Genomic DNA, 15,741 nt, shown 5'->3' with positions numbered 1-15,741 from the left:
GCTAGGCCTTTTCTCCCAATTTTAGGACTGACGTAGGTCGAACGCCTTACAAATTTGTCAAAAAAGAGAGATGAGGCAAGATAAATTTCGTCTCATTGTTCCTTGATTTTTAATTTGTAATTCAATTATATATATAGTTCTCATAGAGAATTTATTTGCTTATTTACAACTACTTAGCATTATATCTTTTTGCGATATTCTTCAGTTCTGGATCGTATGTTTCATACACACCCTTTCTTTTAAGTTCTCCTAGACCAGAGACCATACACTCTTTATTAGGGACCTTGCCAAAGATTCTAAAACAGCAGCATGCTTTAACCCATACCAATCTTTTGTTCGTGGGTGTAAAAGCCTCGGTTAAGAAGTATGATAATTGTCTTTGGCTTTTTATCCATTCAACAGGTTTGGCGAACTTGTTGGCATCAAATATCCCTTGAAAGTCTTCCAATGTCGTATAGTGAGCTATATATCCACCTTCCACTAAATCCAGGTACATACGTTTGATTCGTTGCTTTGGATAAGGACAGTAGAACGTGTCATTGTCACTCGATACCTGAAGGAGCGATGAAAAATCTGCTTCAGGATATAAACTCATTGCATACTCGTGTTTCACTCTGCCTTGTTCAGATTGAGCCAAGGGGACAGCACCTACACGATAACTCGCTCTATTCCATTGTCTCTCGAAATAGACATACTTACATCTATTGGGAAACTTCATAATGGTAGCTATAGCATATGCAATTACTCTGAGTTGTGAACCAGTGGTGGTTTCTAATGGCATATAATGCTCATCAAGAAGACCTCCTTCAACTGCTCTCTGCAATAGATTGACCGTGCGTTCGTTGGCCAGTGCCGGAATCAAATCAGGATATTCACCTTTATTCTCAGCCTTGATTTTTCTTACAACGGCTTCTATCTTATGTATCTTTTTAATGAAACATATAAGATTTGGACGTAATCTTGCATCCAATCTACCATTCTTATTATTTACATATTCCTCAATGTCATCTATTAAGCCGATTCTTTCAAACTCTTCTGCAACAGTCTTACAAGAACTCTCTTTCAGATATTTATAGAGGATGTCAGACCATTCGTTAGATTGGCTTATGTCTTCATCAAAAGTTGCGAAATATAGATCCGAGTCAGCTTCTGCATCAATCCAATAGCGAAGTTGTTTAACCAATCTTCCTATTTTGGCCATTGCTATAACGGCATGTTGTCTATTCATTGTTTCCATACTTCCCATAAATTAATCATCTAAACTAGGAATCAATGACACAGCCTTTTGCTTATTCTTGTCAAGTACCTTTGCGTATATCTGGGTAGTCTTGATGTCTTTATGACCAAGAAGCTTTGAGACGGTGAATAGGTCTGTTCCCAAATCAAGCATAAGAACGGCAAATGTGTGGCGACCACAATGGAATGTCAATTCCTTTTTGGTAATTCCTGCTGCGTCACACCATTTCCTCAAATATGTGCTTATCCAAACTCCATACTTAAATCCACTAAAGACACGTTCTGTTGGCTCTCCTCGTTCACCAAGATATTTGACTGCCTGGGCAGGAATGTCCATATATTCCTGTCCGCCCGTCTTCTTCTGCTTGAACTCAATTCTTGTATATTCTCCAAACTTCTTGACCTCTTCCCAAGTCAATTTTTCAATATCACTCGCACGGAGACCAGTTAAGCAAGAGAAAAGAAAAGCTCTTTTCAACAGTGGTGAAGCACATGGGGTGTTTGCAAGCAGCTTGACTTCATCAAAAGTGAGATAATCTCTTTTTACTTCTTCTGCTTTGAACCCTGTAATGCCAATTATAGGATTGGTCGGGATTATCCGCTCATTGAATGCATGATTGATGCAAGCTCTCAATTTATTAAAGTATGATACTTTTGTATTGGTTGATAGCTTTTCGTAAACACGCTTTGGTGCATTGGGACCACGTTTGAAGTCTTCCTTGTCTGCAACGTCAAGATAATCCTTGAAGCCTTGTACAAATTCAGGAGTAACATCACGGAATGTAGTCTTCTCATCACAATAGATTTCCAAGTAACGAAGACAACTCTTCCAGTTGCCATAGTTACCTTTACTATCAGCATTTTTACCTCGTTCTTCAATCATCTCCCTGAAATAGGGAAGAAACAATATGTCTTCCTTGAACTGACGAGTGAAGTCGTACTGACCATTTTGAATTTCAATTTGGCGTTTTGCTTTTATTGCTTGAGCAGTTGCCAATGTTTCTCTGTTTTGTTCTTTCTCAGCCTGAGTGGTAGCTTTGATGAGATACAGTTTCAAATATTCCTTGTGGCGACGGCCATTACTATATATGTCAAGGAATAAACTGATACTTCCATTTTTGAGCACTTTCTCACGTAGCTTGACAGGCTCTTTTTGTACATCGATTTTCTTTGCCATTTGATTACAGTATTAGTCGTTACTATTCATTTTTTGTCCCCCGAGAATCCCGAGGGACAAAAAGGGACAAAATTTTAGTGCCTTTTTTGTCTCGGGGGACCATCTGGGGGACAAAATTAAAACAAATATCTGATACTGCAAAATAAGCAACGATTTCGCATGCAAAGAAACGCAAATACCGCAATATACTGTTTTATAGCGTTTTAATTGCTGATATTTGCGTTTTATACGGTTTTCTTTGCATCCGTTTTCAATTCAAAAAAGTGCCATTTATTTTCCGATGCAAAAATGCCTAAATATATTCCCCAGCACCTCATCAGTAGTGACCTCACCGACGATATCTGAGAGATAATATATACATTCTCGGAGGTCTTGCGAGATAAAGTCGCCGGAGAGATTATTCTCGAGGCCATCCTGAACGCGGTGGACGGAATCGAGGGCGAGGGTGAGAGCCTCGTAGTGGCGTACATTGCTCACAATGATATCATTCTGCGAGATACTTGGAATTTGAGCCGCTTCGACAAGCATATTCTGCAGAGAAGAGATGCCGTCTTTCTCGCGTGCAGAGATAGAAATCTGTCTGCTGTTTTCGGGCAGAGAAATGGAAGGATCCGGAGCGGCTGTGCTCAAGTCTGCCTTGTTGAACACAAGGATAAGCTGCTTTGACTCGCATAGCGGGATGATTTTCTCTGAAAGGAGAGAAATCTGTTTTGAAGCTTCGGTGCTGTCGATTACCCAAAGCACGATGTCTGCCTGGCGAATTTTCTGGAACGTGCGTTCGATGCCGAGGCTTTCAATTGTGTCGTCGGTGTCGCGGATTCCGGCAGTGTCGATGAAGCGGAACTGGAGACCGTTGATATACATTGTGTCTTCGATAACGTCGCGCGTTGTACCGTGGATGTCACTGACAATGGCTTTCTCTTCGTTGAGAAGGGCATTGAGGAGAGTGGATTTTCCGGCATTTGTTTCGCCGATGATTGCCACGGGGATTCCGTTTTTGATGGCGTTGCCGGTGCGGAACGAGTCGGCTAGTCTCTGGATAACGGATGAAATCTGTGAGGCTAGTTCCTTGAGTTCGCTGCGGTCGGCAAATTCCAGTTCTTCGTGGTCGGCAAAGTCGAGCTCGAGTTCCATCAGCGATGTGATGTGAAGGAGTTTGTTGCGGAGTTCTTTCAGCTCCTTGCTGAATCCGCCGCGCATCTGGCTGAGGGCAAGCTTGTGCTGTCCGGCTGAAGTGCAGGCAATAAGGTCGGCAACTGCCTCTGCCTGGCTAAGGTCCATCTTGCCATTCATGAATGCCCGCTGTGTGTATTCGCCCGGATTTGCCGTGCGGCAACCGTTTTCGACCAGCAGTTCCATTATTTTCTGCTGTATATATATCGAGCCGTGGCATGTTATTTCGACGGTGTCTTCGCCGGTGAAGGAGTGCGGGGCGCGGAATACTGCACACACTACATCATCAACGGATTCGCCCTCGGCATTGAGGATTGTTCCGTAGAGAAGGGTGTAGGCTTCCTGTGTGCCCAGTGTTTTGCCGGCTTTGCGGGCACGGAATATGCGGTCGCATATTGTGAATGCTTCCGGTCCGGATACTCTTATGACGGCTATTCCGCCGACGCCGGGGGCGGTGGATATGGCGCAGATGGTTGTTTTTGTCATTTTTTTATCAGTTGGTTTGTGAATTAGGTGACGAGTTGACAAGTTGACGAGGGGTTAAACACAGAGTCACGGAGGAACAGAGGATTAAGGAGTCAAGTAGTCAAGAAGGAATATCTTATTTCCTGAAGCCTTGTCACCTTGTTAACTTGTCACCTTGTCAACTCGTCCCCTATTTTATACTGTAATCAATTCATATTCCTGAGTTCCGATTCCAATCTTTTCGGCATGTTCAAGACCTGCCTGCCAGTTTGTGTCCGGATGGATCATATGGAATTTGTCGTGACCTTCGAGGTGTTCGTGGCTGTGTTTGTCCGAAAGTCTGTTGCTTGTCTGAAGGACTGGGGCGTTGATGACGAGGTCGGCACAAGCCTTGTCGAGGGCAACAGGGTCGAATGATGCTGCGATACCGAGGTCAGGAACGATAGCTGCGTCGTTGTGGTTCCAGCAGTCGCACTCAGGTGATACGTTCATAATGAAGCTCACGTGGAAGTGAGGCTTGTCCAGAAGCACAGCTTTTGTGTATTCGGCAATTTTGCAGTTCAGGTTTTCAGAAGTGTCCCATGAGCCGAGAACAGCACCGTCGTACTGGCAAAGGGCAACGCACTGGCCGCAACCCACGCACTTGTCGTAGTTGATTTCTGCCTTGCGCTGGCTGTTGAGTGTGATTGCCTCGTGGCGGCAGTTTTTCACACAGATATTGCAGCCTTTACATTTCTCAAGGTCGATGCGAGGCTGTGATGCTCCGTGAAGTTCCAGTTTTCCGGCTACGCTTGCGCATCCCATACCAAGGTTCTTGAGGGCGCCGCCGAATCCAGTCTGTTCGTGACCTTTGAAATGGTTCATAGATATGATGATGTCGGCATCGGCAATGGCAGAACCGATTTTCGGAGCCTTGCAGTATTCGCCGTTGATTTCGATTTCGCGGCATTCAGTTCCTTTCAGTCCGTCGGCGATTATAACGTCGCACTGTGCAGAGATTGGGTTGAAGCCGTTTTCCATAGCACTCTTCAGATGGTCCACAGCATTGGCTCTGCGTCCGGAATAGAGAGTGTTGCAGTCCGTAAGGAATGGTTTTGCTCCCATTGAACGAAGGATGTTAGCCATGCGGGCTGCATAGTTAGGGCGGATAAAGGCAAGGTTGCCAGGTTCGCCGAAATGTATCTTGATTGCAGTGAACTGCTTTTCAAAATTAATGTCTGCAATTCCTGCGCGGCGCACAACGCGCTCCATTTTGTCCAACAGATTGCTGGAAGGAGTGGTACGCAGATTAGTAAAATAAACTTTTGAAGTGCTCATGATTATTTTTATTGGTTTAGATGTGATGCAAAATTACAAATAAAAAATTAGTTGGCAAGTGGCGGGCAGATGTGTGGGAATTGGTTTTCTCCGTATATGAAATGTAACTGGTTTGTCAGTGTTATGAAATGCTGTTGTAATATGATAATTGCAATTTTGCATTTTGAAAAACATGTGTCAATTAATCAAGAATATGTTTCTGAGGGCAATATCTTTGGAGTATATGTGATGTTGGGAGATATTGCTTAATACAGGCTGTTTCGTTTTGTGAAAGACGGAACAGCCGTTTTTTTGTTATGTTTTGTCATTCGGATTTTTCTTGATAACTTTCCGCGATGAAACTAAATTTTCTGGAATTATGAATATACTTATTACCGGTGCCAACGGACAGTTGGGAAACGAGATGAGATGTGTTGCGAAGGCAAGCAAAAACAATTATATATTTACTGACGTGGCGGAGCTGGACATTACGGATGCGGCTGCCGTGGCTCGTGCCGTGGCGGACAACAAGGTTGATGTGATTGTGAACTGCGCCGCTTATACTAACGTGGACAAGGCAGAGGACGACGAGGCTTTTGCCGACTTGCTGAACAACAAGGCTGCGGAGAATCTTGCCGTGGCTGCAAAAGAGAATGATGCGCTGCTGATTCACGTATCGACGGATTATGTTTTCGGCGGTGACAAGAATGTGCCTTATAATGAGGAATGCGAGACTAATCCTCTGGGTGTTTACGGACGCACGAAGTTGCGCGGTGAGGAGAGTATTCTGAACAGTGGTTGCCGTTATATGATTTTCCGTACGGCATGGCTTTATTCGTCGTTCGGCAATAATTTCGTGAAGACGATGCAACGCCTGACTGCGGAGCGTGACACTCTGAATGTGGTGTTCGACCAGGTTGGAACGCCGACTTATGCCCGCGATTTGGCTGCTCTTATTTATAAGATTATAGAGGAGGATATGATGGACAAGACGGGGTTTTATCATTTCAGTAATGAGGGTGTGTGCTCGTGGTTCGATTTTGCCATTGAGATTGCCGGGCTTAGCGGCAATGAGTGTGATATCCGTCCTTGCCATAGCAATGAGTTTCCAAGCAAGGTGAAGCGCCCTAATTATTCCGTTCTCGACAAGACGAAGGTTAAGGAGACGTTTGGTGTGAGGGTGAGATATTGGAAGGAGGCGTTGAAGGAGATGGTGCAGAGGAATAGGTGACGAGGGAACAAGTTGACAAGGGGGGACAAGGTGAAATTTCCTTGTCTCTGATGCCTTGTCAACTTGTTTCTATTTTTAGCTCAAACCTTCAATCAATCCATTAACAATATCGATTTTCTGAGCCTGCGGAACTTTTGGCAATCCCGGCATACGCATGATTTCGCCCATGATGACAACAATCATTTCGGCACCGTTGTTGATGACGATATCGCGGACTTTGAGTTCGAAGTCTTTTGCTACGCCATAAGCTTTCGGGTCTGATGAGAAAGAATATTGTGTTTTGGCGATACAGATTGGATAGTGGGAGATGCCCAGAGATTCAATCTGCTTGATTTTCTTGTCTGCCAAAGTTGTGTATGTGACAGAGGCAGCGCCATAGATATTCTTAGTCACCTTGTTTATCTTAGTGCGGATGTCGTCGCCGTCGTTGTAAGTGAAGTTCAATGCAGGAGCAGAAGGATTGTTTTCGACAGTGTCAACAACAAGACGAGCCAAATCCATACCGCCTTCGCCTCCCTGAGCAAATACATTGTTCATAGCGAAGCCGACACCTTTCTGCTTGCAGTGTTCTGCAACAAGTGCGATTTCTTCGTCTGTGTCTGATGCATAACGGTTGAAAGTGACGATAACTTTCTGGCCGAAGCTCTGCATATTTTCGATATGCTTGTCCAAGTTGGCAAGACCATTTTTCAAACCTTCGATATTAGCTTCTTTGATTTCTGCTTCAGGAACACCGCCGTGAAGCTTCAAGCTCTGAGCTGTTGCAACGATGACAGTTGCCTTTGGAGTGAGACCGGCTTTGCGGCATTTGATGTTGAAGAACTTTTCAGCACCAAGGTCTGCACCGAATCCGGCTTCTGTGATTACATAGTTTGAATATGAAAGAGCCATCTTTGTTGCGATGATAGAGTTACAGCCGTGAGCGATGTTTGCGAACGGACCACCGTGAACAAATGCCGGAGTATTTTCAGTTGTCTGAACAAGGTTCGGAAGCAAAGCATCTTTCAACAATACTGTGATTGCACCGGCAACGCCAAGGTCATTCACAGTGAAAGGCTTGTCTTCATAAGTATATCCAAGAAGGATATTTCCGACGCGGCGTTTCAAGTCGTCAAGGTCTGAAGCAAGGCAAAGGATTGCCATGATTTCAGATGCCGGCGTGATGTCGAATCCTGTTTCTGTTGGGATTCCGTTTGCGCTGCCACCAAGACCGGAGATGATGTTACGCAAGCTGCGGTCGTTGACATCGAGCACGCGTTTCCATTTGATTTCTTTCAGACCGTTGCAAGAATTGCGGTTCTGATAAAGATAGTTGTCGAGCAATGCAGTAATCATGTTGTGTGCTGATGTGATTGCATGGAAATCGCCTGTGAAGTGCAGGTTGATATTTTCCATAGGCAACACCTGAGCATATCCACCACCGGCAGCGCCACCTTTCATACCGAAGCAAGGACCAAGTGACGGCTCGCGGAGAACTGGAACAGCCTGCTTGCCGATTTTGTTCAATCCAAGAGCAAGACCGATGGAAACTGTAGTTTTTCCGATACCGGCTTTTGTTGGAGTGATAGCTGTTACAAGGATAAGGTTATTTTCCTTGATTTTTTCTTCCTTTATCAATTCCAATGGCAATTTGGCAATATATCTTCCGTAAAGAAGCACTTCTTCACGAGGAATGTTGATGCTTTCAGCAACATCTTTAATTTTCTTTAAAGGGGTTTCTCTAGCAATTTCGATGTCTGATTTCATTTTTGTTTGGATTTATGTTGTTGTTATTTGATTGACTTCTTAACTCCTCTATTATTTAATATTTGGCAACTCCAATCCATATCCTTTCTTCTTATCCTCACGTTTCAACAGGAAGGCGATGAACAAGGCAAGGATTCCGAAGCAAGTGAAGATTGCCATTGGCAAAGTGTAGTCGTATGCTGGACCGCCAGCAGAGTTGTCGAGCTTGCAATATTTGTCGAGAACCCATCCGATAAGAGCAGGCACGCCCATCAATCCCCAGTTCTGTACCCAGAAGATAAGAGCATAGGCAGTTCCAAGCTGCTTTTCCGGGATAATCTTAGGAACTGAAGGCCACATTGCAGAAGGAACAAGTGAGAAGGCGATTCCGAGAACAATCATAATGAGAGTAGCGAACCACCATTCGTTCAATATAGGCAATGTGAACAGCAAGTGAACGATGATAAGAAGAACAGCACCAAGCATCATGATTGATGCACCTTTTCCCTTGCGGTCGTAAAGGTTTCCGAAGAACGGAGTCAGGAAGAGAGTTCCGAGCGGAAGCAAACTTGGGATGAATCCGGCAAGTTCCTCTTCAACATGATATTTGTTGACCATCAGGTCTGTCGCATATTTCAGGAAAGGGAACACAGCAGAATAGAACAGCACGCAAAGAAGAGCAATCAGCCAGAAACCTTTGTTTGTGATGATGGCTCCGATATCAGAGAAGCGGAAAGGTTCTTCTGCTTCATCTTCCTGGTCGGTCATTGAAGCATCGAGTTTCTTATCCATGAATGTGTAGATGAAGAAAGAAATCAATCCGATGCACAACATGATAAGGCAAAGCAATACAGGAGCAGAAACACTCTGGAAATATTTTGCGAAAGGCACTGTGATAGCCATGGCAAGCATTGTTCCGATGCGGGCAGTTGCCATTTCAAGTCCCATAGCCAATGCAAGTTCCTTGCCTTTGAACCATTTTACGATAATTTTTGATACTGTGATTCCGGCAATTTCAACACCGACACCGAAGATTGCATAACCCAGTGATGCAATCATCACCTGTGATGAGAAGCCAAGAATCTCGCCGCTCTGTCCGATATATCCGGCAACAGCAGCATATTTGATGGCGCATCCGATAAGCATCAGGAAGCAGGCGCCGAATCCTGTGAAGCGGACACCCATTTTGTCCAGAATCATTCCTCCGAAGATAAGCATCAGAAGGAAGACGTTGAACCATCCGTAGGCACTGGTGAACATACCGAAGTCTGTACTTGTCCAGGAAAGTTCCTGCTCAAGCATCGGTTTAAGAGGCGACATCACGTCTGTGAGGAAATATCCGCACAGCATTGTGAACGAGACGATGGCAAGCGCCGTCCAGCGTGCCACCTTTGAATCATTCAATTTTTTATTGATCAATTCTGTCATAATGATTTGAGTTTTTAAGTTTTTGAGTTTTTAAGTTTATGAGTTTTTGAGTTTTTGAGTTTTTGAGTTTTCTTTTTTATAAAAAAAGGGGAATTGCTTCGGCAACAATAAATGTGCTTCCGCCTATGAATACCATATCATCAGGAGCTGAGTCCGCTAAGGCGGCGTTCACGGCATCTTCCACTGAATGGAATGCTCTTCCTTTGAGTCCGTGGTTGGACGCTAGGGCGGCAAATTCGTCTTCGGGCATTGCACGTGCGATGTCTGCGCGGGTGAAATAATATTCAGCGTTGCGAGGCATCATGTCGAGGACACCGTTTATATCTTTGTCGTTGACCATTCCCACAACCATGCGCAGCTTAGTGTGGAAAGAACTTTCGCCGCTGAGCTGGCGGGAAAGATATTCCCAGCCTCCGGTGTTGTGTCCGGTGTCGCATATTACTTTTGGATTTGACTGGAGTTTCTGCCATCTTCCCATAAGGCCTGTCAGTTCGACAACGGAAGAGAAGGCTTTTGCCACGGCTTCTGTGGTGATGGAGATATTAAGTTCGCGGAGAGTTTTCACGGCAGTGAGGACAGTTGCCGCATTGTTGACCTGGACAGCGCCGCCCAGTTCGCCCACGATTTCGCCGAATTCTTTTGTCTGAAATCTCCACTTCCCGTCGTCGGCAAGATGAGCGCTTTCGACCGGCGATTCCACAACTGAAGATATCAGTTTAGATTCTGTTTCGTGTGCTTTTTCCAGAAAGACCTGCATTACTGACGGCTCGAACACGTCGCCAATAACAACAGGTGTGTGAGGCTTGATGATTCCTGCCTTTTCGAAGGCTATCTTTTCGAGAGTGTCGCCCAGGAACTGCACGTGGTCCTTGCTGATATTTGTTATCACGCTAAGGACGGGGCTGATAATATTTGTACTGTCGAGACGACCGCCGAGTCCGGTTTCGATTACTGCGAAGTCCACCTTTTCATCGGCAAAATAGGCAAGAGCCATTGCCGAAGTGAGTTCGAAGAACGAAGGCTTGAGCGGTTCGAAGAATTCTTTGTGCTTTTCCACAAAGTTTATCACATAATCTTCGGAAATCATTTTTCCGTTTATGCGGATTCTTTCTCTGAAATCCACAAGGTGAGGCGATGTGAAAAGTCCCACTTTATATCCTGATTCCTGAAGTATTGCCGCCAGCAGATGGCAAGTTGAGCCTTTTCCGTTTGTGCCGGCAACGTGGACAGACTTGTAGGAACGGTGCGGATTGCCCAGATAATTGTCGAGGGCAATGCTTGTTCCAAGTCCCGGCTTATAGGCTGAAGCTCCGCTATGCTGGAAGACAGGAATGCTTGTGTACAGATAATGTAAAGTTTCTTGATATGTCATTTCGCGTCAGAAAATTTTCTTGTAAATATGGCAATATGGAGTTGTCCCCTTGTTGTCATAATAATGCTGGTGATAATCCTCTGCCGGCCAGAATTCTTCAGCCGGACGCAATTCTGTTGCCACGTCATATCCTTTTTCCCTGAGGATGCTGATATAGCGCTCGGCAACTGCCTTCTGTTCTTCGCCATTATAGAAGATGACAGAAAGATACTGGCTACCGATGTCCGGGCCTTGTCCGTCGCGCTGGGTGAAATCGTGAGTTTCGAAATACATGCGGAGAATTGTTTCGAACGAAGTCTTATCCTTGTCGAACACGACTTCCACAGTTTCGATATGTCCGGTTGTGCCGGTTTTCACTTCGGGATAAGTAGGCGATTTGAGTTTGCCGCCCATAAATCCGGCAGTTGTGCTTATAACTCCCGGAATTTTATTAAGATGATATTGTGTGCCCCAGAAGCAGCCTGAGGCAAGATAAGCGGATTCTGTGTTTTGCATTTCTTATTATAGTTTTGCTGAAAGTTGACGAGTCAAGTAGTCAAGAATGATAACTCTCGTTTCTGTTGCCTTGTCAACTCGTCAACTTCTTAATTAATAAATTTCTTTAGCAATTCTTCTGACACTGTCTGATGCCATCATTGTGTAAAAATGGAGGCTTGGGACTCCGTAGGCAATCAGTTCCTTGCACTGCTGGATGCTCCATTCGATTCCGACTTCCTTGGCTTCTTCGTCTGTCTTGCATTTGCGAAGCTCGGCAGCGAAAGGTTCAGGAATATCAGAGCGGAACACTTTAGGCAGCACTGTAAGCTGATTCTTGAATACGATAGGCTTGATCCCCGGGATGATTGGGACATTGATGCCTTCCTTGCGGCAGCGGTCCACGAAAGAGAAATATTTCTGATTGTCGAAGAACATCTGAGTGACAAGATAGTCTGCTCCGTTCTTCACTTTTTCCTTGAGATAGAAAATATCTGAATCCATATTTGGAGCTTCCTCATGCTTCTCAGGATAGCATGCCATTCCGTAAGAGAAAGGAGTGTCAATGCCGTCGATCTTAGAGCCGTCAAGAGCTATTCCGTTGTTGAAATTGTTCACTTGCTGCTGAAGGTCTGTGGCATGCTCGTGATAAAGCTCCGGTTTGTTCTCAACTTCGAGAGTCTTGATGTCGCCGCGAAGCAGCAGGAGATTATGGACGCCGAGGAAATTCAGGTCGATCAGCGCATATTCAGTTTCATCTTTTGTGAATCCTTTGCAGATGATGTGAGGAACAGCAGGAATTGAATATTTGTTCTGGATTGCAGAAGCAATGGCTACGGAGCCCGGGCGCTTTCTGATGTTCACTTTCTGGAAGCTGCCGTCCGGCATTGTCTTGTAGATATATTCACTGTGATGAGAAGTTATGTTAATGTATTTTGGATCAAACTCCAGAAGTTTGTCAATAACATTATAAACTTTCTGTATGCTATTTCCTTTCAACGGAGGAAGGATTTCAAAAGAGAAAGCAGTTTTGTTGCTGTTTTTTACCAGATCGATTACATTCATATAAGTAGATTTTATTTATTATAGTTGACGAGTTGACAAGCTGACGATGAAAATATGGATTCATCTCTTGTTTACTTGTTCCTGAAGCCTTGTCAACTTATAAATTAAGAAACTTCCGAAACTTAATTATCATTACAAAATTATATGTTTTTTCTTTTACTGCAAAATGGCTTTCCTTATTACTTAAAAACAAGTATTTTTGCCGGAAATATTTATTTAGCGTGTCAACATCGAACAAACATATCACCCGAAAGGTAATTTGGGGCTATTTAGTACTGATAGTAATAGCAGTTTATGCAGTCGGATATATATATTCCGTGGTGCAACAAGTGGCATCGGACGATGAGCCGGATCCGAAGGCGCGTCAGAAAGTGTATCTGGTAACCAAAACTCTTTCTCTTCTTTATGAAAGCGAGGCTTTGGGGCAGCTTGTCGGTCCGGAGAATGATTTCCGATATTTCAACAGGGCTTTGACGAGGGCAAAGAACAATATGGATTCCCTTAGAATGCTGCTCACGGATTCTGTCCTTATTTCGAAGATTGATACAATTGAGATGCTTATCGACCATAAGCGATGGAACACAAGGCGACTTCTGGAAACGCTGAATGAACTGAATACGGGAAGGCTATATACTCAGAATATCCAGCGTGCCATTGCCGTGCAGGATTCGACTCTGCTCGATTCGCTTTATATGAAGGATTTGGGTGTGGAGTCGATAGGTGATATTTTCTCTCGCGAGATTGACAGAGACCTTGATTCACTGTCTATAATTATTCCGGATATCATTTCATCGGATAAGAAAGACAAAGATGATGATTATGAAATCCGTGAAGCCTTGGGAAAGAACGGAAACAAGATTGTGGTGAGAGAAGAGGTGCAGATAAGCAAAGACACCGTGGTTGTGCCACGAAAGAAAAGAGGATTCTTCCGCCGCCTGGCTGCAGCCTTTTCCCGAGAGACTCAGGACACAAGCATTATTGTGAACAGGACAAGGCATATTGTGACAGACACAGTTTCGCTCAAATATAATCCTTCGGATACGATTGTTAGCGTTCTGCGAAGCTTGCAGGACACTGTAACTTTCCAGCATCAGATTCTGACGGAGCAGCTGTTGCAGCGTGCGGCTAGTCTGAGATATAACAACACCATCGTGACTAGGCGAATAAATCAGATTCTTAGAGATATTGAGGAAGAGGAAATGACTCATTCGCTTGCCCGAATGCAGAAGCGTCAGGATTTGGTGCATGAGACTTCGCGGCTGATTGCGGCTATTGCTATTCTTTCGGTGATAATTGCCGTGATTTTCCTTTTTGTCATAATCAGGGATATTTCCAAGAGCTGGTATTACAGGACTCAGCTTGAGAAATCAAAGAAATATGTGGAAGATTTGCTGCACAGCCGTGAGAAGCTGATGCTGACTATCAGCCATGATATCCGTGCTCCGCTGTCGTCAATTATGGGATATATCGAGCTGCTCAAGCGCCGTCATCCGGATGAAAGGCAGACTTATTATCTGGATAATATGACGGGCTCGTCGCAACATATTCTTTCTTTGGTGAATGATTTGTTGGATTTCCACCGTCTGGAATCGGGAAAGATGGAGATTCATGCTGTTCCGTTCAGAGTTTCGTCGCTCTTCCGTGAGATATATGACAGCTTCCGTCCGATGGCAGAGGCAAAGGGATTGCAGTTCTCACTGGATATGGATGCCGTGGAAGAGCTGAATGAAAAGGCTTATATGGGCGACCCAATCAGAATACGCCAGGTGGTGAGCAATCTGCTGTCGAATGCTATAAAGTTTACTCAGGAAGGAAGTGTGCTCCTTGCCGTGTATATTCATATTGATTCGGAGAAACAGGCGACGCTTACTGTTCTGGTACGTGACGCGGGACCGGGCATTCCTGAGTCGGAGAGAGACCGGATATTCGGAGACTTCACACGTCTGGAAGGTTCGGAATCGACTGAAGGATTCGGATTGGGATTGTCAATCACCCGACGTTTGATAACTCTTATGCACGGAACTTTGTCGCTGCAGAGTCATGTTGGCAAAGGAAGTGATTTCACTATAATTCTGCCTCTTCCTATTTCAGATATGGACTTGTCGCATACGGAAGAGGAAACGGAGGAAAACTCTGCTGCCGAGGGCGAAAAACTGGAAGTGCTGGAGAATAAGGATATTTTCTGCCTTCTGGTGGACGATGACCCGCTGCAGCTTGCCCTGACGGAAGAGTTGCTGAAGCGCAGCCATGTGGAAGTGACTTGTGTGACTAATCCGATGAGTGTGACTGATGTGCTTCGCAATTCGCGCTTTGATGCTATTATCACTGATATACAGATGCCGGGAATGGATGGATATAGTCTGCTGAAGATGATTCGCAATTCCGGAATTGAAGGCACGGATACAGTTCCTGTGATTGCTCTTTCGGCAAGTGTGGCAAATGAGAATGAGCATTATATCGAGGCTGGATTCACGGCATTCCTGAACAAGCCGTTCACCGCCGTGCAGCTTATCTCGCTGCTGAATGATTTGCTGACTGTGAATCTGGAGCCTGAGAGCAGTTGGGATTTTTCATCGCTCACTGCATTTGCGGGCGAGGATTCGGAGGCTTGCGCTTCAATATTGACTACATTCTCTGAAGAGACAAAGAAGAATCTGCAACTCATGAAGACTGCTCTGGAAGAGAATGACAGGGACGCGTCGGCAAAAATAGCGCACAAAATGATTCCGCTTTTCTCAATGCTTGGAGCCAACAATCTAGTTCAGGAATTGAGAATTCTTGAGAAAAATGATGCTGAACTTACTGATGCTGCATGGAAGAATCTTCTTCCTTCTGTTATTGAAAAGGCAGAGGAAGTGACTAGAAGGGCGGATGATGAGATATTGAAGCATAAAGAAAGGGAAGTTGACGAGGATTCGGAGACTAGTTGATAAGGTTTAGATTTGTATGCAATTTCTTTCCGAGAGTAAATTAATATACATACGGAAGGAAATTGATTTACTCTCGGAAGAAAATGAAATTACTCTCGGAAGTAAATTGAATAGATTTCGGATAGTTTTTTCTCTAAATAAGTCGGCATATTTTCCATAATACATTTAA

At 44.5% G+C, this 15,741-nt stretch carries 11 protein-coding genes; 2 read left to right on the top strand and 9 right to left on the bottom strand.

Going from position 1 to position 15,741, the window contains the following annotated elements; genetic code table 11:
- Positions 1 to 169: 169 nt before the first annotated feature.
- The 4 genes from ACYIAR_RS01110 to ACYIAR_RS01095 all read right to left on the bottom strand — a co-directional run bounded on the left by ACYIAR_RS01110 (position 170) and on the right by ACYIAR_RS01095 (position 5,368).
- Entirely contained in the window at positions 170 to 1,228 is a 1,059-nt protein-coding gene (locus ACYIAR_RS01110; RefSeq protein ID WP_480331610.1) for a hypothetical protein, read from the bottom strand.
- A 21-nt stretch (positions 1,229 to 1,249) separates the two neighbouring features.
- Entirely contained in the window at positions 1,250 to 2,413 is a 1,164-nt protein-coding gene (locus ACYIAR_RS01105) for a site-specific integrase (RefSeq protein ID WP_177470134.1), read from the bottom strand.
- 270 nt (positions 2,414 to 2,683) lie between these two features.
- Entirely contained in the window at positions 2,684 to 4,072 is a 1,389-nt protein-coding gene (gene mnmE / locus ACYIAR_RS01100) for a tRNA uridine-5-carboxymethylaminomethyl(34) synthesis GTPase MnmE (protein WP_480331608.1), read from the bottom strand.
- 174 nt (positions 4,073 to 4,246) lie between these two features.
- Entirely contained in the window at positions 4,247 to 5,368 is a 1,122-nt protein-coding gene (locus tag ACYIAR_RS01095; protein WP_480331606.1) for a DUF362 domain-containing protein, read from the bottom strand.
- A 358-nt stretch (positions 5,369 to 5,726) separates the two neighbouring features.
- On the opposite strand from ACYIAR_RS01095, the gene rfbD reads away from it, so the two are divergent.
- Positions 5,727 to 6,578, top strand: a complete 852-nt coding sequence (gene rfbD, locus ACYIAR_RS01090) for a dTDP-4-dehydrorhamnose reductase (RefSeq protein WP_480331604.1) — start codon at positions 5,727 to 5,729, stop codon at positions 6,576 to 6,578.
- A gap of 75 nt (positions 6,579 to 6,653) precedes the next feature.
- Here the strand turns inward: rfbD and ACYIAR_RS01085 are convergent, their stop codons facing one another.
- The 5 genes from ACYIAR_RS01085 to metF form a co-directional block, all read right to left on the bottom strand.
- Complete coding sequence (locus ACYIAR_RS01085; RefSeq protein WP_480331602.1) at positions 6,654 to 8,324, bottom strand: formate--tetrahydrofolate ligase; 1,671 nt, start codon at positions 8,322 to 8,324, stop codon at positions 6,654 to 6,656.
- Between the two features lie 51 nt (positions 8,325 to 8,375).
- Entirely contained in the window at positions 8,376 to 9,731 is a 1,356-nt protein-coding gene (locus ACYIAR_RS01080) for an MFS transporter (protein ID WP_480331600.1), read from the bottom strand.
- Positions 9,732 to 9,807: 76 nt separating this feature from the next.
- Positions 9,808 to 11,103, bottom strand: a complete 1,296-nt coding sequence (locus ACYIAR_RS01075; protein ID WP_480331598.1) for a bifunctional folylpolyglutamate synthase/dihydrofolate synthase — start codon at positions 11,101 to 11,103, stop codon at positions 9,808 to 9,810.
- 6 nt (positions 11,104 to 11,109) lie between these two features.
- Positions 11,110 to 11,598, bottom strand: coding sequence for a peptide-methionine (S)-S-oxide reductase MsrA (gene msrA, locus ACYIAR_RS01070; protein WP_480331596.1), 489 nt, complete (start codon positions 11,596 to 11,598; stop codon positions 11,110 to 11,112).
- A 93-nt stretch (positions 11,599 to 11,691) separates the two neighbouring features.
- On the bottom strand, positions 11,692 to 12,642 hold the full coding sequence (gene metF / locus ACYIAR_RS01065) for a methylenetetrahydrofolate reductase [NAD(P)H] (protein WP_480331594.1): 951 nt from the start codon (positions 12,640 to 12,642) through the stop codon (positions 11,692 to 11,694).
- A gap of 371 nt (positions 12,643 to 13,013) precedes the next feature.
- Here metF and ACYIAR_RS01060 point away from each other — a divergent pair, with 371 nt between their 5' ends.
- Positions 13,014 to 15,572 carry an ATP-binding protein gene (locus ACYIAR_RS01060; protein WP_480333505.1) on the top strand — a complete coding sequence of 853 codons (2,559 nt, stop codon included), beginning with the start codon at positions 13,014 to 13,016 and terminating at the stop codon, positions 15,570 to 15,572.
- Positions 15,573 to 15,741 lie beyond the last annotated feature (169 nt).

Source organism: Parabacteroides sp. KHUB-01, assembly GCF_056640935.1.
Note: the sequence above shows the minus strand (reverse complement) of the source record. Positions and strands in the feature narration are given on the sequence as shown.

Excerpts from the sequence above, each read along its gene's own strand:
- msrA (WP_480331596.1), bottom strand. The coding sequence starts at position 11,598 with ATGCAAAACACAGAATCCGCTTATCTTGCCTCAGGCTGCTTCTGGGGC.
- ACYIAR_RS01095 (WP_480331606.1), bottom strand. The coding sequence starts at position 5,368 with ATGAGCACTTCAAAAGTTTATTTTACTAATCTGCGTACCACTCCTTCC.
- ACYIAR_RS01110 (WP_480331610.1), bottom strand. The coding sequence starts at position 1,228 with ATGAATAGACAACATGCCGTTATAGCAATGGCCAAAATAGGAAGATTG.
- ACYIAR_RS01105 (WP_177470134.1), bottom strand. The coding sequence starts at position 2,413 with ATGGCAAAGAAAATCGATGTACAAAAAGAGCCTGTCAAGCTACGTGAG.
- ACYIAR_RS01080 (WP_480331600.1), bottom strand. The coding sequence starts at position 9,731 with ATGACAGAATTGATCAATAAAAAATTGAATGATTCAAAGGTGGCACGC.
- metF (WP_480331594.1), bottom strand. The coding sequence starts at position 12,642 with ATGAATGTAATCGATCTGGTAAAAAACAGCAACAAAACTGCTTTCTCT.
- rfbD (WP_480331604.1), top strand. The coding sequence starts at position 5,727 with ATGAATATACTTATTACCGGTGCCAACGGACAGTTGGGAAACGAGATG.
- ACYIAR_RS01075 (WP_480331598.1), bottom strand. The coding sequence starts at position 11,103 with ATGACATATCAAGAAACTTTACATTATCTGTACACAAGCATTCCTGTC.
- mnmE (WP_480331608.1), bottom strand. The coding sequence starts at position 4,072 with ATGACAAAAACAACCATCTGCGCCATATCCACCGCCCCCGGCGTCGGC.
- ACYIAR_RS01085 (WP_480331602.1), bottom strand. The coding sequence starts at position 8,324 with ATGAAATCAGACATCGAAATTGCTAGAGAAACCCCTTTAAAGAAAATT.